This window comes from Micromonospora sp. CNB394, from assembly GCF_000374985.1.
Taxonomy (GTDB): Bacteria; Actinomycetota; Actinomycetes; order Mycobacteriales; family Micromonosporaceae; genus Micromonospora; species Micromonospora marina.
In genome coordinates, this window is the sequence record NZ_KB895829.1 from 176,835 (window position 1) to 197,213 (window position 20,379).

The 20,379-nt window shown below is 72.0% G+C and carries 18 protein-coding genes, 1 tRNA gene and 1 pseudogene; 7 read left to right on the forward strand and 13 right to left on the reverse strand.

The window, feature by feature from the left end; translation table 11 throughout:
* Positions 1–42: 42 nt before the first annotated feature.
* From pknB to C569_RS0109630, 7 genes are all read right to left on the reverse strand, one after another.
* Positions 43–1,881 (reverse strand): Stk1 family PASTA domain-containing Ser/Thr kinase, encoded by a 1,839-nt coding sequence (gene pknB / locus C569_RS0109600; protein ID WP_018785570.1) that lies wholly within the window; start codon positions 1,879–1,881, stop codon positions 43–45.
* On the reverse strand, positions 1,878–3,263 hold the full coding sequence (locus C569_RS0109605) for a serine/threonine-protein kinase (RefSeq protein ID WP_026267911.1): 1,386 nt from the start codon (positions 3,261–3,263) through the stop codon (positions 1,878–1,880). The genes pknB and C569_RS0109605 overlap by 4 nt, the downstream gene beginning before the upstream one ends.
* A gap of 1 nt (position 3,264) precedes the next feature.
* Entirely contained in the window at positions 3,265–4,773 is a 1,509-nt protein-coding gene (locus C569_RS0109610) for a penicillin-binding protein 2 (protein WP_018785572.1), read from the reverse strand.
* Positions 4,770–6,206: an FtsW/RodA/SpoVE family cell cycle protein gene (locus tag C569_RS0109615; RefSeq protein ID WP_369753265.1), complete on the reverse strand. Its 1,437-nt coding sequence runs from the start codon at positions 6,204–6,206 to the stop codon at positions 4,770–4,772. The genes C569_RS0109610 and C569_RS0109615 overlap by 4 nt, the downstream gene beginning before the upstream one ends.
* 85 nt (positions 6,207–6,291) lie before the next feature.
* Positions 6,292–7,734 carry a PP2C family serine/threonine-protein phosphatase gene (locus C569_RS0109620; protein ID WP_018785574.1) on the reverse strand — a complete coding sequence of 481 codons (1,443 nt, stop codon included), beginning with the start codon at positions 7,732–7,734 and terminating at the stop codon, positions 6,292–6,294.
* Positions 7,731–8,216, reverse strand: a complete 486-nt coding sequence (locus C569_RS0109625; RefSeq protein ID WP_018785575.1) for an FHA domain-containing protein — start codon at positions 8,214–8,216, stop codon at positions 7,731–7,733. Before C569_RS0109625 ends, C569_RS0109620 begins: the two co-directional genes overlap by 4 nt.
* A gap of 6 nt (positions 8,217–8,222) precedes the next feature.
* On the reverse strand, positions 8,223–9,011 hold the full coding sequence (locus C569_RS0109630; RefSeq protein ID WP_026267912.1) for a DUF3662 and FHA domain-containing protein: 789 nt from the start codon (positions 9,009–9,011) through the stop codon (positions 8,223–8,225).
* 209 nt (positions 9,012–9,220) lie between these two features.
* Here C569_RS0109630 and C569_RS0109635 point away from each other — a divergent pair.
* From C569_RS0109635 to C569_RS0109650, 4 genes are all read left to right on the forward strand, one after another.
* Positions 9,221–9,306, forward strand: a tRNA-Leu gene (locus tag C569_RS0109635).
* Positions 9,307–9,377: 71 nt separating this feature from the next.
* Positions 9,378–10,487, forward strand: a complete 1,110-nt coding sequence (locus C569_RS0109640; protein ID WP_026267913.1) for an NAD-dependent epimerase/dehydratase family protein — start codon at positions 9,378–9,380, stop codon at positions 10,485–10,487.
* Complete coding sequence (locus tag C569_RS0109645) at positions 10,484–11,290, forward strand: WecB/TagA/CpsF family glycosyltransferase (RefSeq protein ID WP_018785577.1); 807 nt, start codon at positions 10,484–10,486, stop codon at positions 11,288–11,290. Before C569_RS0109640 ends, C569_RS0109645 begins: the two co-directional genes overlap by 4 nt.
* 91 nt (positions 11,291–11,381) lie before the next feature.
* A complete protein-coding gene (locus C569_RS0109650) occupies positions 11,382–11,984 on the forward strand; it encodes a hypothetical protein (protein ID WP_018785578.1) in 603 nt (200 codons plus the stop codon).
* On the opposite strand, the gene C569_RS0109655 is transcribed toward C569_RS0109650, so the two are convergent.
* The 3 genes from C569_RS0109655 to C569_RS0109665 form a co-directional block, all read right to left on the reverse strand.
* A complete protein-coding gene (locus tag C569_RS0109655; protein ID WP_018785579.1) occupies positions 11,952–12,350 on the reverse strand; it encodes a hypothetical protein in 399 nt (132 codons plus the stop codon). The genes C569_RS0109650 and C569_RS0109655 overlap by 33 nt on opposite strands.
* Before the next feature lie 149 nt (positions 12,351–12,499).
* Entirely contained in the window at positions 12,500–12,721 is a 222-nt protein-coding gene (locus C569_RS0109660; protein WP_013283299.1) for a DUF397 domain-containing protein, read from the reverse strand.
* A complete protein-coding gene (locus C569_RS0109665) occupies positions 12,691–13,572 on the reverse strand; it encodes a helix-turn-helix transcriptional regulator (RefSeq protein ID WP_026267914.1) in 882 nt (293 codons plus the stop codon). Before C569_RS0109665 ends, C569_RS0109660 begins: the two co-directional genes overlap by 31 nt.
* A gap of 677 nt (positions 13,573–14,249) precedes the next feature.
* On the opposite strand from C569_RS0109665, the gene C569_RS0109670 reads away from it, so the two are divergent.
* Positions 14,250–14,537, forward strand: coding sequence for a hypothetical protein (locus tag C569_RS0109670; RefSeq protein WP_018785581.1), 288 nt, complete (start codon positions 14,250–14,252; stop codon positions 14,535–14,537).
* 98 nt (positions 14,538–14,635) lie between these two features.
* Complete coding sequence (locus tag C569_RS0109675) at positions 14,636–15,151, forward strand: hypothetical protein (protein ID WP_018785582.1); 516 nt, start codon at positions 14,636–14,638, stop codon at positions 15,149–15,151.
* Between the two features lie 22 nt (positions 15,152–15,173).
* Here the strand turns inward: C569_RS0109675 and C569_RS0109680 are convergent, their stop codons facing one another.
* Positions 15,174–16,055 carry a PASTA domain-containing protein gene (locus C569_RS0109680; protein ID WP_018785583.1) on the reverse strand — a complete coding sequence of 294 codons (882 nt, stop codon included), beginning with the start codon at positions 16,053–16,055 and terminating at the stop codon, positions 15,174–15,176.
* Positions 16,056–16,454: 399 nt separating this feature from the next.
* On the opposite strand from C569_RS0109680, the pseudogene C569_RS34170 reads away from it, so the two are divergent.
* Positions 16,455–17,618, forward strand: a pseudogene (locus C569_RS34170) (hypothetical protein); the annotation flags it as partial.
* Between the two features lie 387 nt (positions 17,619–18,005).
* Here C569_RS34170 and C569_RS0109690 read toward each other — a convergent pair.
* Together C569_RS0109690 and C569_RS0109695 are read right to left on the reverse strand one after the other, a co-directional pair.
* Positions 18,006–19,484 carry a hypothetical protein gene (locus tag C569_RS0109690; protein WP_018785585.1) on the reverse strand — a complete coding sequence of 493 codons (1,479 nt, stop codon included), beginning with the start codon at positions 19,482–19,484 and terminating at the stop codon, positions 18,006–18,008.
* A 254-nt stretch (positions 19,485–19,738) separates the two neighbouring features.
* Complete coding sequence (locus C569_RS0109695) at positions 19,739–20,320, reverse strand: YceI family protein (protein WP_018785586.1); 582 nt, start codon at positions 20,318–20,320, stop codon at positions 19,739–19,741.
* Positions 20,321–20,379 lie beyond the last annotated feature (59 nt).

The following is a 20,379-nucleotide window of genomic DNA, read 5'->3' on the forward strand; positions in this document are numbered from 1 at the left end:
GGGAAGGTGGGCGGGGACGCCGCAGCGTCGGTCAGGTGGTGGTCAGCGGTCGGTACGGGTCGGGGCCACCGGCGGGAACGGGAAGCCACTGCCGCCGCCGTTGCCGCCGCCATCGTCGCCCGGTGTGCTCGGGGACGGGCTGGGGGTGGCGCTCGGTGTCGGGCTGGTCGGCTCCTCCTCCTCGCGCGGCACGTCGACCTCGATGGTCACCCGCTCGCCCTTGGCCAGGCTGGTTCCGGCGCGGGGCGACTGGCTGCTGACCTTGCCCGCGTCGGACGGGTCGACCTCGTTCCCCTCCTCGACCCGGACCTCGTAGCCGGCCTCCTCGAGCCGCTGCGTCGCCTGGTCCTCGGTGTAGCCGCGGACGTTCGGCACCTCGCTGACGTTGCCCCTGGAGACCTTGAGCGTCACCTTGCTGCCCTCGGCGACCGCGCTGCCCTCCTTCGGCGAGACGTCGACGACCTGGTCCTTCGGCGCACTGTCGTTCACTTCCTCCACCACGGGAACGAGATTCTGCTCCTGCAGGCGCGTCTGCGCGGCACCCACGGTGCTGCCCTTCAGGCCGGTGGGGATGTTCACCTGGCCCGGGCCGGTGCAGACGTTGACGGTGACCTCGGTGTTCTTCTCCACCCGCTGGCCGAAGGACGGGCTCTGGTCGACCACCGAGCCCTTCTCGCACGTGGTGTTCTGCACCGGGTCACCGTCTGTGAACCGCAGCCCGGCCTGGGTGAGCGCCGCCTGCGCCTCGGCCTGCGTACGGCCCACCAACTGCGGCACCGACACCTTCTCGTTGCCCGCCTGGTTGAGCCAGAGCGCGGTGCCGAGCGCGATCACCGCGAGCACGCCGAGTGCGGCGAACGAAGCGATGACCCAGGACGAACTCTTGCGCTTGCCCGGGTCACCGACCCGCGCCACCGGCTGCTGGCGGGTCTGCGGGCCCATCATCTGGGTCTGCTGCGCCTGGTGGTAGCCGCCCGCGGCGGCGCCCATCGGCATGGTCTCCTCGGCCGGCATCACCGGGGTGGCGAGCACCGGCCGCCCGGCGGCGGCACGGAGCAGGTCCGCCCGCATCTCACCGGCGCTCTGGTAGCGGTTGAGCGGGTTCTTCGACAACGCCTTGAGCACGATGGCGTCGACGGCGGGGTTGACGTCCGGGTTGATCGTGCTCGGCGTCGGCGGCTGTTCCCGTACGTGCTGGTACGCGACGCTGACCGGGCTGTCGCCGACGAACGGCGGGTGGCCGCAGAGCAGCTCGAACAGCACGCAGCCGGCCGCGTAGACGTCGGAGCGGGCGTCGACCGCCTCGCCGCGCGCCTGCTCGGGCGAGAGGTATTGCGCGGTGCCGATGACCGCGCTGGTCTGCGTCATCGTGGTGGCGCCGCTGGCCAGCGCCCGGGCGATGCCGAAGTCCATCACCTTGACCTGGCCGGTCTGGGTGAGCATCACGTTCCCGGGCTTGATGTCCCGGTGGATGATCCCGTGCCGGTGGCTGAACTCCAGCGCCGCGCACATGTCGGCGCAGATCTCCAGCGCCCGCCGCGGCTGGAGTCGCCCCTCGACGCCGAGGACCTCCTTGAGGGTCCGGCCGTTGACGAACTCCATGACGATGAACGGCAGGGTCTCGCCCGTGGGGCCGGTCTCCTCGCCGGTGTCGTAGACGGCGACGATGGCCGGGTGGTTGAGCGAGGCGGCGTTCTGCGCCTCCCGGCGGAACCGCATCTGGAAGGTGGCATCCCGGGCCAGATCGGCACGGAGCATCTTGATCGCGACATCCCGCCCGAGCCGGAGGTCACGGCCGCGGTGCACCTCGGCCATGCCGCCGTAGCCCAGCAGCTCGCCGACCTGATACCTGCCACCGAGCAGGCGGGCCTGCGCTGTCATCGCGTCTCTCGTCCTTCGCTCGTCGTCGTACCGCCGCCGGCCGGCAGGAGGCGTACCTCACGACGGTACGACGTGCGGACCGGATAGTCGCCTCCGTACGCCTGCACCGCGCCGGAGGTAACGCTCACACTCGCCGGAGCGGCTGCGGTACCACCGTATTTCCGGTACAGGAACGAAATCACGCCCGAGCAGAGGATGACCAGTACGGCCACCACGATCGCCGTCGTCCACAGCCCGGACCGGGAGCGCCGGGGCGCAGCGGCGGCGGGTGGTCGCGCGTACCCCAGGGGGGTGTGCGGGGGCACGGGGCGTGGCTGCGGTACGGGGGCCGCGCCGCGCGGTGCCACCGGTGGGCGGGGCTGCGGGGCGGGATGCGCGATCACGGCCGGGCGCGGTGCCGCGACCGGCGGGCGGGCCGGCGACACGGGTGGCCGGGGCTGCGGGCGCGGGGCCGCGGCCGGCGGCTGCGGGCGCGGCGCGGCCGTCGGCACCTGCGCCCGCGCGACCGGTGCGGCCGGCGAGGCGGGTACGCCGGAGATCGGGCGCCCGGAGCGGGCCGCCTGCGAGAGCGCGAGTTTGGCCTGCCGGGCGATGCTCGCCAGCGCGGCGGCGCTCGGCCAGCGGGCGGCCGGATCCTTCGCCATGGCCCGATCGACGATCGCCCGGACCTGCGGCGGGATGTCGGCCGGAAGCGGCCGGGGCGCGTCCCGTACGTGCTTCATGGCGATTTCGAGAGGGTTGTCCCCTTCGAACGGACGGCGGCCGGCCAGGCACTGGTACGCGACCACGCCCAGCGCGTAGACGTCCGAGGCGGGGGTGGCGACAGCGCCGGTGGCCTGCTCCGGCGAAATGTACGAGGCGGTGCCGAGCACCGAGCCGGCGGCGGTGAGCTGGCCGACCAACTCCGAGCGGGCGATGCCGAAGTCGGTGAGCACGAGCGTGCCGTTCGGCCGGACCAGCAGGTTGCCGGGCTTCACGTCGCGGTGCACGATGCCCTTCTCGTGCGCCGCGTGCAACGCGTCGGCGGCCTGCGCCAGCAGCGCCATCGTGCGGGCCGGGGTCAGCCGCCCGACCCGGCTGAGCGTGGCCGAGAGCGCGTCGCCCTCGACGTACTCCATCACCAGGAACGCGATGTGCTGGTCGCTGCCGAAGTCGTAGACGTCGACCACGCCCGGGTGGTTGATGGTGGCCATGGTCCGGGCCTCGCCGCGGAACCGCTCGGCGAAGCCGGGTTCGTCGAGCAGCGCCGGGAGCAGGCTCTTGACCGCGACGGTACGACCCAGCACCTGGTCGGTGCCGCGCCACACGTCGCCCATGCCACCGCTGGCGATCCGCTCGTCGAGGCGGTAGCGGTTGCCGAGCTTCACTCCCGGGCCGAGCACGTCAGCGCCTCCCGGAGTCGGCGATCGCCGCCGCCATGATCCGGCCGGCGATGCGGGCCGCCTCGGCGCTGCCGCCGCTGCCCGCCTGCTCCAGCTCGACGCAGACCGCGGAGAGCGGCGTGCCGTCCTTGTCCAGCGCGAAGCCGATGAACCAGCCGTGGTCCGGGGTGTTCGGGCCGGACTCGGCGGTACCGGTCTTGCCGCCGACGACGAAGCCGTCGATGGCGGCCCGGCGACCGGTGCCCTCCTTCACCACGTTCTGCATCATGTCGCGCAGGTCGGCGGCGACCTGACCGCTGATCGGGCGGCGCAGCTCGCGCGGCTGGGCGGCGTCGTAGACGGTGGTGCGGTCCGGCCCGAGCAGTTGCTTGACGAGGTAGGGACGCATCTGCTTGCCGTCGTTGTTGGCCACCGCGGCGGCGATCAGCGCGCCCTGCAGCGGCGTCATCCGCACGTTGTTCTGGCCGATCGACGACTGCGCCAGCGCGGCCTGGTCGGTGCTGCCGTCCGGGTTCTGCATGTCGCCGGTGCGGCTGGCCGCCACCGGGAGGCCACCCTCGCCGAGCTGGCCGACGGTGAGGTCGTCCTGCTCGAAGCCGAACTGCTTCGCCTTCTCCTTGACCTTGTCGGCGCCGAGGCGGACGCCGAGCTGGGCGAAGCCGGTGTTGCAGGACTCGGTGACCGCCTCCCGCAGCGTCACCTGCGACTCGGGGCAGATCGACGGCGCGGCGTTGCCGATCGGCTTACCGGCGCCGGGCGCGGTGTAGCTGGAGCCGGCCGGGATGCGGGTCTGCTGCCCGACGCCGTTCTCCAGCGCCGCCGCCGCCATGATGATCTTGAAGGTGGAGCCCGGCGGCAGCGTCTCGGACAACGCCCGGTTCGCCAGCGGCCGCTCCTTGTCCTTCTCCAGCGTGTTGTACGCCCGGTCCGCCTCGGTGCTGTTGTGACTCGCCAGCGGGTTCGGGTCGAAGCTCGGCATCGAGACCAGCGCCTGCACCGCGCCGGTACGCGGGTCGATCGCGATGGCCGCGCCCTTGGTCGCGCCGACCTCGTTGTCGTTGAGCTGCTTGAACGCCGTCTCCTGGGCCCGCTTGGAGAGCGTCAGCAGCACGTTGCCGCCACCGGTCTCGTCACCGGTGAACATGTCCTTGATCCGGCTGGCGATGAGCGCGTCGCTGGTGCCGGCCAGGAAGTCGTTCTCCAGTCGCTCGATGCCGCTCGCGCTGCCGTTGACCGGCTTCCAGCCGAGCACGTGCGCGTACATCGCCCCACCCGGGTAGCTGCGCTGGTACTTCAGCTCACCGCCGGTCTCCTTGCTGAGCGCGTACGCGGTGCCGCCGACCTCGATGTTGCCGCGCTTGCGGTCGTACTCGGCGACCTGGACGCGGCCGTTGTAGTCGCTGTTGCGGTACTCGTCGGCCTTGTATGCCTGAATCCAGTTCAGGTTCGCGAACAGCAGTCCGAACAGGACGATCACGACAACGCCGACGCGGCGCAGGGGGGCGTTCACGGCCGGATCACCTCCGTCTGGGCGCCGTGCAACTGCTCGGGCGGGCCGCCGCCGGGCCGGGCCGCCGGGCCACCACCGCCGGTCACCGGACGGCGGGCGCCGTCGGAGACCCGCAGCAGCACGGCGATCAGCAGCCAGTTCGCCATCAGCGAGGAGCCACCGGCAGACAGGAACGGGGTGGTCTGACCGGTCAGCGGGATGAGCTTGCTGATGCCGCCGACGATGACGAAGACCTGGAGGCCCAGCGTGAACGCCAGACCGCCGGCGAGCAGCTTGCCGAACGAGTCCCGCACCGCCAGCGCGGCGCGCAGGCCCCGCTCCACGATCAGCAGGTAGATCACCAGCAGCGCGGAGAGACCGAACAGCCCGATCTCCTCACCGATGCCGGCGAAGATGAAGTCGGTCTGCACCTCGGGCAGCAGCGTCGGCTGACCTCCGCCCGGCCCGGCCCCGAACAGGCCGCCGGTGCCGAGCGTGAGCAGGCCCTGCACCAGCTGGTAACCCCTGTCGTACGGCTCGGCGAACGGGTCCAGCCAGATCTGCGCCCGGTCGTAGAAGTTGGCGAACGGGCCACCCACGGTGCTACCCAGAACGTACGCCAGGTAGGCGCCGCCGAAGAACAGGATCAGGCCGATCAGCAGCCAGCTGACCCGCTCGGTGGCGATGTAGAGCGTCACCACGAACATGCCGAAGTAGAGCAGCGACGTGCCCAGGTCCTTCTCGAAGATCAGGACCAGGAGGCTGACGATCCACACCACGAGCACCGGGCCGAGGTCGCGCCCGCGCGGGAAGTCGATGCCGAGCACCCGCCGGCTGGCGAGCGAGAGCACCTCGCGTTTGCGCACCAGGTAGTAGGCGAAGAACGTGAGCAGGGCCAGCTTCGCGAACTCACCCGGCTGGATCTGCCCCAGCCCGGGCACGATGATCCAGAGCTTGGCGCCGTTGATCTCGGAGAACCGCGACGGCAGCATCGCCGGGATCATCACCAGGACGATGCCGGCCAGGCCCAGGGTGTACGCGTACCGGGACAGCGAACGGTGGTCCCGCATGACCGCCAGCAGCCCGGCGGCGAGCACCACGGCGGCCAGCGTCCAGGCGAGCTGCCGGCCGCCGGTGCCGGCGAAGATGGCCAGGTCCTCCCGTTCGGCGGGCGCGGCCTTGGCCAGGTCGTACCGCCGCAGGAAGCCGACGCCGATGCCGTTGAGCAGCGCCACCGCCGGCAGCAGCGCCGGATCGGCGTACGGCGCCAGCCAGCGGATCACCAGGTGCAGGCCGAGGAAGACCAGTCCCAGCGCGGCAGCCGGGATCCAGAAGTCGGACGTGATCGTGTCCAGCGCCTTCGCCTCGACCATCGCCGCGTACGCGGCCACGAGCACCATGGCGAGCAGGAGCAGGGACAGCTCGGCGTTACGCCGGGACCGGGCCAGGCGCACGCCGGACTGCTCGCCCGTCGAAGCGGGCGAGGCGGCCGGTACGGCGGCTGCGGTCACGGATACGTCCTCGGGATCGAGCCGGCACTCACTCCGGCGACCGGCAACCCGCCGGGTCGGCCGGCGGAACGGTGTCGGAGGGTACGGCGTCGGGCGTGATGGTCGACGTCGGCGTCGGCGCGCCGGGGGTCGGTGAGCCGGCGGGCGGCGCGGACGGTACCGGGCTGCCGCTGACCTGCGGGTTCAGCGCGCCCGTCGTCGTCACCGGGCTCGGGCTGGTCACACCGGGCGACGGATCGGGCGGGCAGCGCGGCTTGAGGTTCGGGTTCGCCGGGTCCTCGCTGGTCAACTCCGCCAACCGGCGCTCCGCGTCCGGCTCGTTGCGGGCCTGGATGCCCTGCTTCACCCGCTCCTGGGCGGCGAGGGTGAGGTCGTCGAGCCGGGCGTCGCTGCGCGCGTGCACGTTCGACAGGTCCAGCCCGGCGACCTGGCCGGGCACCCCACGGAAGACCGCGAGCTGGCCGTCGTCGGTGGCGCCGACGTAGTACTGCCGCTGGGTGTACGTCCAGCCGCCGAACACGCCACCACCGACGATCACCGCGAGCGCCAGCACCATCGCGACGGTACGCAGCGGCCGGCGGCGACGCCGCTCGGGCTCGTCGTCACGGGTGTCCGCCGGCTCCTCCGGCGCGGGCGGCCGGGGGGCGGACAGCGCCGAGGCGCGGGCCGCCGGGGTGGAGTCGTCGGCCGAGGTCGCCATGCCCCGGTCGCGGGCGGCCGCGCCGCCGACGATCGGGGACGCCTCGACGATGTCCTGGTCGGTGGCGTCGGCGATGATCACGGTGATGTTGTCCGGACCGCCGCCGCGCAGCGCGAGCTGCACCAGGCGTTCCACGCACCGCTGCGGGTCGGGGTACTCCCGCATGGTGTCCGCGATCGTCTCCGCGCTGACCACGCCGGACAGCCCGTCGGAGCAGATCAGGTAACGGTCGCCGGGCAGCACCTGGCGGACGCTGTACTCCGGGTCGATGTCGCGGCCGTCGAGCGCCCGGGTGAGCAGCGAGCGCTGGGGGTGGCTGCTCGCCTCCTCCGCGCTGATCCGGCCCTCGTCGACGAGCATCTGGACGTACGTGTCGTCCTTGGTGATCTGCGCGAACTCGCCGTTGCGCAGGAGATAGGCCCGCGAGTCACCGATGTGGACCATGCCGAGCTTGCTGCCGGAGAAGAGGGTCGCGGTGAGCGTCGTGCCCATCCCCTCCAGCTGCGGGTTGGCGTCCACGGTGTCGCGGAGCTGCTGGTTGGCGGTGCCCACGGCGGAGCGGAGCGCGTCGACCAGGGCGTCACCGGGGACGTCCTCGTCGAGGGGCGCCATGGCACCGATGACGATGTTGCTGGCGACGTCACCGGCGGCCATGCCGCCCATGCCGTCGGCCACGGCGAGCAGCCGCGGTCCGGCGTAGACGGAATCCTGATTGCCGTCTCGGATCAGACCGCGGTCGCTGTGGGCCGCGTAGCGCAGGGTCAGAGTCATGGCCGTAATTCGAGGGAAGTGCGGCCGATCCGGATCGGCACGCCGAGGGGGACGGGGGTTGGTCCGGTGACCTTAGCGCGATCGAGATAGGTGCCGTTAGTCGATCCGAGGTCCTCGACGTACCACTGCCCGTCGCGGGGCACCAGCCGGGCGTGTCGCGCCGACGCGTAGTCGTCGGTGATCACCAGGGTCGAGTCCTCCGCCCGGCCGATGGTGATCTGGGCCTCGCCGAGCGTGATCCGGGTGCCGGCGAGCTGACCGGCGGTGACCACGAGCTGGTGGGCGGCCCGGCCGCGCTTGGCCTTCGCCGGCTTCCCAGACTGCCCGGTCGACGCGCCGATCCCCCGCGGCGCGGCCACGAGCCGGCCCGACCGGGCGCCGGCGAAGAGGTCCCGGCGGATCACGCCGACCACCGTGAACACGAAGATCCACAGCAGGATCAGGAACCCGAACCGGGCGACGGTGATGACGAGTTCCGGCAACGCGGATCAGCCGTCCACGCGGAAGGTCAGCGTCGTGGTGCCGAGCTGGATCATGTCGCCGGGGTTGAGGGCGACCGCCGAGACACGCTGGCCGTTGACCATCGTGCCGTTGGTGGAGCCCAGGTCGGTCAGCACCACCTGGCCGCCGTCGAAGTCCAGCCGGGCGTGGCGCCGGGAGATGCCGACGTCGGGCAGGCGCAGGTTGGCCTGGTCGCCGCGGCCGATCACGGTCGAGCCCATCTGGAGCGGGTAGGTGCGGCCGTCGCCGGAGACCAGGCGCACGTTGCGGCCGCCGCCGTGACCGGGCGGGGGGCCGTAGCCGCCGCCCTGGTCGTACGCCGGGTACGCCGGGCCGGCGTCGTAACCGCCGGGCGCGGAGACCGGGGCGACGTCACCGCCGGTGTAGACCTCGGCGGTGACCCGGAACATGCCGGTGTCCAGACCCTCACCGCGTTCGACCTCGACGATCACGTCGCCGTAGACCGTCCACGCCTGCTCGCCGATGAACTCGGCCTGCGACTGGGCCAGCTCCTGGGCCAGCGCGGCGGCGTACGGCGCCAGCCGACTGTGGTCGTAGGGCGAGAGATCGATCACGTAGCGGTTGGGCACAAGCGTTCGCCCACCGGCCAGGATCGCCTTGTGCGCCTCGGCCTCCCGCTGCATGGCGTTAAGGATCTCCACGGGGTGGACCACCCCTTTGAAGACCTTGGCGAAGGCCCCCTCGACCAGGCCTTCCAGACGCTTCTCGAAGCGTTGCAGCACGCTCACCGGCTCCTCCTCGGGTCCCGAGGCAATGATGGTATCCGGACACCGCCTCCGCAGCTCACACGCCGCTCGGCCGGCTGCCGTCGGCCCGTTCGTGACCAGGCCCGCGAGCGTGCTAAGGTTTCGCCCGCCACGAGCGGTGATCGTTCGTGGCGTGACCAGTGGACAGCGTAATATGTCCCGGCACCCGCCGCAGATGGCGGGCGCGGGATGCGATATGGTGTTCCGGGTCGTGCCACGGGGATGTGGCGGAATGGCAGACGCGCACGGTTCAGGTCCGTGTGTCCGAAAGGACGTGGGGGTTCAACTCCCCCCATCCCCACCAGAACAAGGGCTCCGCACACAGCGGGGCCCTTGCTTCGTATCGGGGCGTTTCGGACGTCACGCTATGCTCCGATGGTTTCCCTGCCTCCCACGGACCAGGAGTGGCGTGTGACTGTCGCGTTGGTGACCGGTTCCGGCGGTCTGATCGGCTCCGAGGCGGCCCGGCACTTCGCCGGACTCGGTCTCGACGTGGTCGGCATCGACAACGACATGCGGCGGTACTTCTTCGGCGAGGACGGCTCGACCGCCTGGAGCCTGGACCGGCTCGCCGCCGACCTCGGCTCCGCGTACACCCACCACGCCGTCGACATCCGCGACCGCGACGGGCTGGAGCAGGTCTTCAAGCGGTACGGCAAGGACATCGCCGTGGTCGTCCACAGCGCCGCCCAGCCGAGCCACGACTGGGCCGCCAAGGAGCCGTTCACCGACTTCGACGTGAACGCCGGCGGCACGCTCAACGTGCTGGAGAACACCAGGCGGCACGCGATCGACGCACCGTTCATCCACTGTTCCACGAACAAGGTGTACGGCGACCGGCCGAACTCGCTCCCGCTGATCGAGTTGGAGACCCGGTACGAACTGCCCGAGGACCACCGCTGGTACGACGGCATCACCGAGGACATGTCGATCGACGAGTCGCTGCACTCGATCTTCGGCGCCTCGAAGGTCGCCTCCGACGTGATGGTCCAGGAGTACGGCCGCTACTTCGACATGCGGACCGCCTGCTTCCGGGGTGGCACGCTGACCGGCCCGGCGCACTCCGCCGCCGAGCTGCACGGCTTCCTGGCGTACCTGATGCGGTGCGTGATGGAGGGCCGGACGTACAACCTCTTCGGCTACAAGGGGAAGATGGTCCGGGACGCGATCCACTCGTACGACGTGCTGACCGCGTTCGAGGCGTTCTTCCGCGAGCCGCGCTCGGCCCAGGTCTACAACCTCGGCGGCGGCCGGCACTCCAACACCTCGCACATCGAGGCGTTCCGGATCGCCCAGGAGATCACCGGCCGGGAGGCCCGGATCAACTACGTCGAGCAGGCCCGCACCGGCGACCACCAGTGGTACGTCAGCAGCATGGCCCGCTTCGAGGAGCACTACCCGTCCTGGAAGATCACGTACGACGTGCCGATGATCCTCCGCGAGATCTACGAGGCGAACGTCGACAAGTGGGTACCGAAGGCATGACCACCGGGACCAAGCGCAACGTGCTCGGCGTCGGGGTCGACGCGACCGACTACGCCCGGGCCACCGAGGCCGTGGTGGCGGCCGCGCACGACCGCCGCCCGCTGGCGCTCACCGCGCTCGCCGTGCACGGCGTGATGACAGGCGTGCTCGACCCGGCGCACAACGCCCGGCTCAACTCGTTCGACGTGGTCACCCCGGACGGGCAGCCGGTGCGCTGGGCGCTCAACCTGCTGCACGGCGCCGGGCTCACCGACCGTGTCTACGGGCCGGAGCTGACCCTGCGCGTGCTCGCCCGGTTCGCCGAGGAAGGGCTGCCCGTCTACCTCTACGGCTCCACCGAGGAGACGCTGTCCCGGCTGGTCCCGGCGCTGGAGCGCAAGTTCCCAGCGCTGAAGATCGCCGGGGTCGAGCCGTCCAAGTTCCGCGCCGTCGCGCCGGGCGAGGACGCCGAGATCGCCGACCGGATCCGGGCCAGCGGCGCCCGCCTCGTCCTGGTCGGGCTGGGCTGCCCGCGCCAGGAGGTCTTCGCGTACGCCATGCGCCCGCTGCTGGACATGCCGCTGATGGCTGTCGGCGCGGCCTTCGACTACCACGCCGGCCTGCTGCGCAACCCGCCGCCGTGGATGCAGCGCGCCGGCCTGGAGTGGTTCTGGCGGCTCGGCCTGGAACCCAAGCGCCTGTGGCGCCGGTACGTCATCCTCAACCCGGCCTACCTGGCCCGGCTCGCGGCCCAGAAGACCGGCCTGTGGAAGGCGACCCCGCCGGCGCCGGCCACCGGGCGTCCCGTCACGTTCGACGTCTGAGCCGCACCCCACCCCTACGGGCCCGGGTACGGGACGAACCGGGGTGCCGTCCCGGATTCGACGGACGCCGGAACGGGCAAGGCTTGGGGCCATGGATGACCGTCTCGCCCTGCTGCTTCCCGTCGCCGCCGTCTGGCTCGCCGCCGGAATGGTCGCCGAGAGCCTGCCCGGGCTGGACCGCGCCCGGGCGCTGCGCCGGCGTACCGGATGGTTGTCCGCCCTGGTGATGACCAGCCTCGCGCTCACCGCGGCGGTCCTCGCCGCGGGCCTGCAGAGCGCCGGGGACACCACTGTGGACCGGGCCGCCTCCGCGCTCGGCCTCGCCGCGGTGCCGGCGGCCGTCGTGGCGGTCTGCACGGTACGGCGGGTCCGGCGGCTGCGGTCCGGTGCGGGCGCGTTCGCGGCGGCGCCGGGCACGCCCGCCCCGCACGGGCTGCGCGCGGCGGCGGCGCACCCGCTGATCGCGTTGCCGCTCCAGGCGACGGCGATCGCGGTGCTCGTGGCGGTGCTGCCGGCCGTCGGCGTCGACCTGTTCGCCGCGCCGGGCGTCGCCGGCCCGGTGATCACCGTGGGGGTGCTCGGCGTGTGCGCGATCGGAGTACGCCACGCGCTGCGGCACAACCGGCTCGCCGAGCGGGCGATGCCGGCCGCCGAGGCGGTGTCAGCGCGACCGGCTCGCGCCCTGCACGTATAGCAGTTCCAGGATCGCGCGGGTCGCCTCGAACCAGCGGTCCAGCCAGCCGGGCGGGGGCACGCTGCCCTTCGGGGGCAATTCCATCAGCAGGCCGCGCAGCAGTGGATGGTCCACCAGGGACTCCTGCTGCTCGACCGGCCAGCCGCTCGGCGGGAAGGACGGTTCGGTCAGCGGGTTGGGATCCAGCGACGGCAGGGACAGCGGCGCCGCGGCCTGCTCGGGGACGCCACCCTCGCGGGCGTCCTCGCCGTCACCGGAGACCACCTCGGTGAGGACGGTGTCCCGGCGGGCACCCCGGTACTTGCCACCGAACCGCTCGGGCTTGCCCGGGCCGCTGGTGAGGTTCTCTGAACCGATCGTCGTCATCCGTCTCGCCTGCCTTGTTCGGTTGCCGATCCGTGCGGTTCAACGAGGCGGATCGGAACTGGCGACGGGTGGCCGCCGCGGCGCGGGTGCGCGGACACGAATGGTCCCGCCCGGCGGCACTGCCGGGCGGGACCACATCTCGGTGCCGGTCAGCTCCGGCCGAACACGCCGTTTCGGGCGCGGGCGACGAAGGCGTGCCAGTCACCCGGAGCGAAGACCAGGGCCGGGCCGGTCTTGTCCTTCGAGTCCCGCACTCCGACCGCCCCGGTCACGTACGCGACCTCGACGCAGTTGTCGCAGTTCGGCCCGCTCTTCGAGCTCTTGAACCACGTCGCCTGCGTCAGGTCCACGGGGAACTCCTTGGTCGCCATTTCCACAGTGGCTCCTCTGCCAGTTTTGCGATGTGTGCGACGGACTCCTCCGGGCGCATGGCCGCTGCTCGAATGTGATCGAAGATGAAGCTGTACTTCTGCAGTTCGTCACTCTTCTCCAGGAAGAGTCCACCCGTGGCGTTCTCCGCGTACACGACATCGGGATCACTCGGCTCGGGGAAGCTGAGGATCGTGAAGGTCCCGTCCATGCCGGCGTGCGCTCCCACCTCGAAGGGCAGGACCTGCACTGTCACGTTCGGCAGTTCGGCCACCTCCACCAACCGCTTGAGCTGACCACGCATCACCGCGTCGCCGCCAACCGGCCGGCTCAGCACCGCCTCATCGAGCACCACCCACAGATCGACCGGATCGTCCTGCGTCAACAACGACTGACGGCCCAGACGGACACGCACCCGTTGGTCGACCTGTTCGGCGGTGAAGTCCGGCCGGGCCGCCCGGATCATCGCGCTCGCGTACTCCTCGGTCTCCAGCAGTCCCGGCACCACCTGCTGCTCGTACGCGCGGATGGAGCTGGCCGCCGCCTCCAGGCCGACGTACGCGCCGACGAGCACCGTGCTGTACGGATGCCACCAGCCCTTCTGCCGGGCCTCCCGGGCGATCTGCACCAGTTCGTCGCTCTCCGCGCCGACCACCCCGTAGATGCGGAGCATGTCGCGTACGTCACGCGGGGTCGCCGTGGTGTGGCCGGTCTCGATCCGGGAGATCTTCGACGCCGAGCATTCCAGCTGCTCGGCGACGACCTCGATGGTGATGCCCGCCGCCTCCCGCTGCCGGCGGAGTTCCGCCCCCAACCGGCGCCGACGGATGGTGGGGCTACGCCGTTCGCTCACGGCGTCACCTCGGTTCGCGACTGCGGGGCTCGCCGGACCGGCTCACTCCTCGCGCTCACGGTGCCGTCGTCCATCGGCTTGCGGGAACACGCTTCACAGTCACCCGGCTACCTCCGGTCGGTCGCGCCCCGGTTCCGCTCCCACCGCGGGCGCGACCGGCGGGCGGCGGGTGTCGTTCGCGGCAGGGGGTGGTGCCGGTCGTCGACCGGCCGCGACGGGCGAAACCGGCGTCCAGTGTGCCGCTCCGATCCCTGACGCTTCAAGTTTCGCCGTTTGCGTGTCCGACTCATCTATCAGCAAAACTCGACGTGCAACTTGCATGTCGCACGTCCCTGATGCAGTCTGTCCGTATGGCACGGGTTACTCACCGTCTTCGCTTGATCTCCGGGCGTGGCGACACCACGGTCCGTGGGACGGCCGGAGGGGAGCCGTCCCGCGCCCCGCGACCTGCCCCGGAATGAAGACCCCGTCGCTGCACGCCAGCTTGGCTGCGGCGGCGGGAGCGGTAACCGGGAGCAGCCGGGTGATGGTCGGGTGGCGGTCCGCCACCGCGGGTACGGCCCGACCAGCACCGACCCACCGACCACCGGTCCACGAGGCAGATCCCCCGTCACCGGACCGCACCCGACCCCGTTCATCCTCGCCGGTAGAGCCGGCCGACCTTCCCAGGAGCCCATGTGCTTCCCCGCTCCGGTGACGTACTGCACGTGACACGCGCGGCGAGTGTCCAGTTCCTCCGACCGATCATGTTCCGGGTGATCCGGGTACTCGACTGGCCGACCTACGACGGTTGGCTCTGGCTCGACGGCTACGAGTTGAACGCGGCGGGGGACGCGGTCAACCGGCGGTCGATCTTCGTACTCCAGGAGGGGTTGCGGCAGCTCCAGGCCGCGCCGGCTCCGCGTCAGCACACCGTGCGGACGGCCCGCCGCCCGGTGGTCCGGACCCCGGTCCGGGTCGGCTGACCTCACGATTCCCGGTCGGGAGGGCGTGCCGTCGCCATAGAATCGGTACGCCCACCCCGGCACGTTCCACCCCGCGCGCCATGGACCCTGAACCTGGGATGGTCATGGTCAACTTGCCCGCCGCGCGGCGGCACCACCGGTCCCGTATCGGCTATGCCCTCGGGCTGTTCCTCTTCCTCGTCACCGCGACCGCGCTCGCGCTCGCGGTACGTCATCCCGCCTTCTCCGCCACCCACCAGCTCGCCGAACCGGTACCGGCCCCGGAGATCACCGTGGCCGGCGAGGACGGCCGGACGGAGTCCGACCGCGCCGGGTCCGGCACGGCCGACTCCGATTCCGCCCGCTCCGGCTCCGCCCGCTTCGGCTCCGGCTCCGCCGACTCCGAGTCCGATTCCGCCGGCTTCGACGGGTCGGACGAGGAGGACGGCTGGGCCGCCAACGACCCGGCGGAGGGCTCGGCCGCGGGCACCGGGGGCGGTGCGGGAGCGCTCGCCGACCGGCCGACCGACACGACCGACGACCTCAGCCGGTCACTGTTCTACTCCGGGCTGCTCGGGCTCGCCATCTCGCTGGCCGGGCTGGGCCTGGTCGGCACCCGCAGACGCCAGTGGTGAGTCCAGGGCGTGGTGGGGATCGTCAGGGCGTGGTGGTCGTCGCCGGGGCGGATCCGGGGGTGGTCGGGCCGCTCGTCGGCGGAGCGGGTACCGCCACCACGATGGTGACCCGGTCGTCCTCACCCACCGGATAACCGGCCTCGGGATCGGTGGAGATCACCGTACCGGCCGGCCGGTCCGACGCCCGCCGCTGCACCCGGTAGTCCAGGTCCAGCCGGTCGAGCGCCGCCCGGGCTGCCGCCTCCGGCAATCCCACCAGCGGCGGCATCGGCACCTCGACCGGCGCGGTCGTGGCCGGCGGCGTACTCGGCGGTGAACCGCTCGGCGCGGCACTGGTCGGGGCGGCACTGGTCGGGGCGGCGGTCGTCGGGGCGGCGCTCGTCTGGGCCGAGATGCTCGGAACCGGCGGCCCCGGATCGGAGTTCCGGTCGGCGGCACGCAGTGCCAGCCACACCCCCACCCCGATCAGCCCGAGCAGGAGCAGCGCCAGGACGCCGAGCAGGATCGGCATCCACCAGCGGCGCCCGGCCTGCTCGTCGCCGTACCACTCGCTGCCGGGCTCGGGATAGCCCGCCGGCCGTGGTGGCGGCACCCCGGCCCGGCCGGACCAGGCGCCCACCGGTTCCTGCGGGGCGGTCGCGTCGAGCGGACGACGCGGTCCGCCCTGCCCGCTCTGCCCACCCTGTCCCGCCGGTCCGCCGGGCAACGGGCGGGTGGCGTCGCCCGCGTTCCGCGGCATCGCACGGGTCGCGTCCGCGTCCGGCTCGGGGGGTAGCGTTCGGGACGGGTCGGCGTCCCTCCCGGACGCGTCCCGCGGCATCGCGCGGGTGGCGTCGGCATCCTGGGGCAGCGCCCGGGTGGCGTCCGCGTCACCGGCGGGTGGTTCCTGACGGTCGTCGCTCATGGCACGTCCTTTCCCCACCGGGACGGGGCACACGGCCCTCGATCGTCCACCGTAGCGGTCCCCGGCGACACCGGCTGGGATCAGCGCGCCGCGCTCGTCGGGGAGTCGGTGGCGTGGACGCCTTGTCGCCGCAGGTCAGCGCCTAGACCCCGAGCCCTGTTGGGTTGCCGGGGGAGGCTTCTTCGACAGTGATCAAGGGGTTTGTGTCCTCGCCGACGCGGGGAGTTGCCGCAAACTCCTTGATCACCGGGCCGGCGCGGGCTCGGCGAACCACGGTGACAGTGGTGCCACGCTTCACCGGGGTGCCGGGGGTCGGTGAGGCGCATCCGTTGCTGCGGAACGGTCACGGCCCGTCGTCACGACTCGCCGCGCCGACCTCGGGACGTTACGCTCCCCGGCATGGTCAGACGAGGCTGGGGAGGATCGACAGCCGCCGCGCTCGGCGTCGCCGCCGGGGCGGGCGCCGCACAGCTCGGTTTCGGGTACGGGCTGGGCATCATCAACTGGGCCCCGGCCGGCGCGGTACGGGCCGAGGCGTCCTGGGTGGCGAGCCTCGCCTGGGCGACCTGGATCGCGGCGACATCGGTCATCGTCGGTGCGGTCTGTGCCCAGCGCCTGCGCGGTAGCGACGACGAGCCGCGGCGCGCACTGCCCCGCCTGGGCCTGGCGCTCGCCGCGGGTGCCGGCGCGATCGTCACCGTCCTGCTGGTGGCGGTTCCGGCGCGGGCGGCCCGGGTGCCGGACATCTCCGCGCCGCAGGCCGTGGCCGCCGCGTACGCGGGCGCGGGGCTGCTGCTCGGCGTGCTGCTCGCCGTGTGGGCACTGCACACCCGTGCCGCCGCCACCAACCTGATCGCCACCACCGGCTGGCTCTGGCTGCTCGCCGTGGTCTCGGTGGTCGACGGGGTGGTCGCCGGCCGTGGGCTGACCACCGCCCAGCTCGGCATCTGGCAGATCAGCGCGGACCGTGGCGCGTTCTGGATCCGGGACTACTTCTACTGGCCCGGTGCGCTGCTGTCGGTGCTCTCCGCCCTGGTGATCGGCCTGGTGGCGGCCCGGCGAGCCGCACGCGCGCCGGAAATCCGGGTGGGCGCCGCGGCCTCCGGGGCGGCCGGACCGCTGCTCGTCGCACTGGCGTACCTGTTGGCCGTGCCGCGCCTCGCCGGAATCGCCGCGGAGCAGTTGTCGGCCCACCTGATCGCCCCGTACGCGGTGATCGCCGGCGTCAGCGGCTCGATGGTGATGGCCGCGCTGGCCCAGCGTGCCGAGCGCCGTAGCGCCGAGCGGGTGACGCTGCCACGGCAGCGCACCGGCGAGCCGGACGCGATCAGCGGGGAGGCCGGCCCGAACTCCGCAGAACCGGCCGAACCGGGCAGGCCGGGCGGGCCGTCGCCGTCTGGTCTCTCGACGTCAGACACGCGCCGGTCGGCCTCGTTGCCGTCGGCTGCCTCGGGCGTGCCGGCGGCGGGCCGGGTTGGCGCGCCGGCGTCGGACCGGTCGGGATCGGCTCTCTCGGACTCGGCGACCGGACCGGCGGCGGGCCGGCCGGGATCGACCCCCTCGGACGCGAAGACCGGGACGGCGCCGGACTCGTCGGCCAGGTCCCGCCGGGGTGCGGCAGTGGAGGACGGAGTAAGTGCGGCATCCGGAGCGACGGAGACGGGCCGGGGCCGGGCCGCCCGGTCCGCCGGCGGCCGCCGCGGCCAGACCGTGCCATCTCAGCGGCAGCCCGAGGCATCCGCACAGGTCGTACCGGCTGGCCCGGGGGACGAGGGGTCGAACATCGAGGAGCCGGACTCGAAGGGAACGGCGGCGGCACCTCAGGACTCCCCGGCCACGCCGTCAGGCCGGACCGACCCGCCGACCACCGAGAGCACCCGCCGTCGAGGCCGCTGAGCAGACCCGCCGAGACCCTATGCGCGATCTTGGAGTCGGGGAAGGGGAGCAGGGTCAGTCGACGGGCCAGGTGTGGACCGGCTCGTTGCCGCGCTGCAGCTCGGCGTACCGCTGGACCATGTGGTGCAGCGCGGCCTCCCGGTCCAGGCCCCGGTTCCGCTCGGCCGTCCACACCGTCTCGGTCTGCCATACCGCACCGTTGCGGCCGGTACGGCAGCGGCCCTCGATGACGCCGAGCAGGCGGTCCCGCTCGGCCGGGGCGACACCGAACCGGTCCAGGCCCTCCGCGGCCACCGGCAGCAGCGTGTCCAGCACGAGCGTGGTCACCGGCACGTCCCCGAGCCGGGGCCAGTGCAGGACCGCCTCGATGCCGCGCCGGGCCGCGGCGTGGAAGTTCTCCTCCGCCGAGCTGAACGTCAACTGGCTCCAGATCGGGCGGTCCGACTCGGCGAGGCCGCGGGCCAGCCCGAAGTAGAACGCGGCGTTGGCGAGCATGTCCACCACTGTCGGGCCGGCGGGCAGCACCCGGTTCTCCACCCGCAGGTGCGGGCGGTCGTTCATGATGTCGTAGACCGGCCGGTTCCAGCGGTAGACGGTGCCGTTGTGCAGCCGCAGCTCACCGAGCTGGGGCACGCCACCGGCGTGCAGCACCTCGACCGGGTCCTCCTCCTCGCAGATGGGCAGCAGCGGCGGGAAGTAGCGGACGTTCTCCTCGAACAGGTCGAAGATCGAGGTGATCCACCGTTCGCCGAACCACACCCGGGGGCGTACGCCCTGGGCCTTCAGTTCGTCCGGGCGGGTGTCGGTGGCCTGCTGAAACAGCGCGATCCGGGTCTCCGCCCAGAGTTGCCGGCCGTAGAGGAACGGCGAGTTGGCGCCGATGGCGACCTGCACGCCGGCGATCGCCTGGGACGCGTTCCAGTAGTCGGCGAAGCTGTCCGGCGCGACCTGGAGGTGGAACTGGAGGCTGGTGCAGGCGGCCTCCGGCGCGATCGAGTCGGTGTGCGTCCGCAGCCGTTCGACACCGTTGATGTCCAGCTCGATGTCCTCGCCGCGGGCGCCGACGATCTGGTCGTTGAGGACGCGATACCGCTCGTTGGTGGAGAGGTTGTCGGCGACCAGGTGGCGTTCGGTGAGCGTGGGCAGGATGCCGACCATCATGATCGTCGCATCGGACTTGGCGGCCCGCTCGTCGGCGCGGCTGAGGCTGCTGCGCAGGTCCTGCTCGTAGTCGGCGAAGCCGCTGCCCTCGATCAGCCGGGGTGAGGCGTTCAGTTCGAGGTTGAACTGCCCCAGTTCGGTCTGGAACAGCGGGTCGGCGATGTCGGCCAGGATCTGGTCGTTGCGCATGGCCGGTTCGGCGGCGGCGTCGATCAGGTTCAGCTCGATCTCCAGCCCGGTCATCGGACGGTCGGCGTCGAAGCCGAAGTCGTCGAGCATCAGCGCGAAGACGTCCAGGCACCGCCGGACCTTCTGCCGGTAGCGGACCCGATCCTCGCGGGAGAAGGCGCCCTGCTCGACGTCTCTGCCCATGTGTCCTCCCGGCGCCGGTGCGACGGAACCGTACCGTTCCGCAACGCATTGTGAACCATTCAGGTGGTGGACGTAAGTGCGCCCGCCCCGCCACCCGGCTGGACGGGCGGCAGGTCTGCACCTGTACCCCGTCACCGCCGTCACCAGCGCGTGCGGGCGGAGAACTTCGCGTGACGATTCGCACCGCCGGGGCGTACCCGAGAAGGGCCCGCACCGTCGGCGAGACGGCGCGGGCCCTGCGGCGGGTGCCGGGCTCAGCCCTGGCGGATGGCCTCACCCTCGATCTCGATCTTGACCTTGCGGCCGACCAGGACGCCACCGGTCTCCAGCGCGACGTTCCAGGTCAGACCGTAGTCCTCCCGGTCGATCTCGGTGGAGGCGGAGAAGCCGAAGATGTCCTGCCCGAACGGGCTGCGGCCGACGCCCTCGAACTCCACCTCGAGTTCGACCTGACGGGTCACGCCCTTGATGGTCAGCTCGCCGACGAGCACGAACTCGTTGCCCTCGCGGGACTTCACGGCGGTGCTGCGGAACTCCAGCGTCGGGTACTGCTCCGCGTCGAGGAACTCCGGGCTGCGCAGGTGCGCGTCGCGGTCGGCCTGGGCGGTGTTGATGCTGGCCGCCTGGATGCTGGCGGTGACCGAGGACTGCATCGGGTCGCCGGTGACGGTGATGCTCGCGGTGGCGTCCGCGAACTCACCGCGTACCTTGCTGACCATCATGTGCCGCGCGACGAAGCCGACCCGCTTGTGCGCGGCGTCCAGCACGTAGGTGCCGGGGGTGGGGATGGTGAGACCCTCCCAGTCGCGGGTAGTCGCCTCGGTGCTGCTGGTCATGATGCTCTCCTCCGGAGAAGAATGTTTAGGAGCCCAACGACTGACTGAGCAACTATAGT

Excerpts from the sequence above, each read along its gene's own strand:
- C569_RS0109690 (WP_018785585.1), bottom strand. The coding sequence starts at position 19,484 with ATGGGCAGAGACGTCGAGCAGGGCGCCTTCTCCCGCGAGGATCGGGTC.
- C569_RS0109680 (WP_018785583.1), bottom strand. The coding sequence starts at position 16,055 with ATGAGCGACGACCGTCAGGAACCACCCGCCGGTGACGCGGACGCCACC.
- C569_RS0109620 (WP_018785574.1), bottom strand. The coding sequence starts at position 7,734 with ATGACTCTGACCCTGCGCTACGCGGCCCACAGCGACCGCGGTCTGATC.
- pknB (WP_018785570.1), bottom strand. The coding sequence starts at position 1,881 with ATGACAGCGCAGGCCCGCCTGCTCGGTGGCAGGTATCAGGTCGGCGAG.
- C569_RS0109675 (WP_018785582.1), top strand. The coding sequence starts at position 14,636 with ATGGTCATGGTCAACTTGCCCGCCGCGCGGCGGCACCACCGGTCCCGT.
- C569_RS0109695 (WP_018785586.1), bottom strand. The coding sequence starts at position 20,320 with ATGACCAGCAGCACCGAGGCGACTACCCGCGACTGGGAGGGTCTCACC.
- C569_RS0109660 (WP_013283299.1), bottom strand. The coding sequence starts at position 12,721 with ATGGCGACCAAGGAGTTCCCCGTGGACCTGACGCAGGCGACGTGGTTC.
- C569_RS0109640 (WP_026267913.1), top strand. The coding sequence starts at position 9,378 with ATGGTTTCCCTGCCTCCCACGGACCAGGAGTGGCGTGTGACTGTCGCG.
- C569_RS0109645 (WP_018785577.1), top strand. The coding sequence starts at position 10,484 with ATGACCACCGGGACCAAGCGCAACGTGCTCGGCGTCGGGGTCGACGCG.
- C569_RS0109655 (WP_018785579.1), bottom strand. The coding sequence starts at position 12,350 with ATGACGACGATCGGTTCAGAGAACCTCACCAGCGGCCCGGGCAAGCCC.
- C569_RS0109650 (WP_018785578.1), top strand. The coding sequence starts at position 11,382 with ATGGATGACCGTCTCGCCCTGCTGCTTCCCGTCGCCGCCGTCTGGCTC.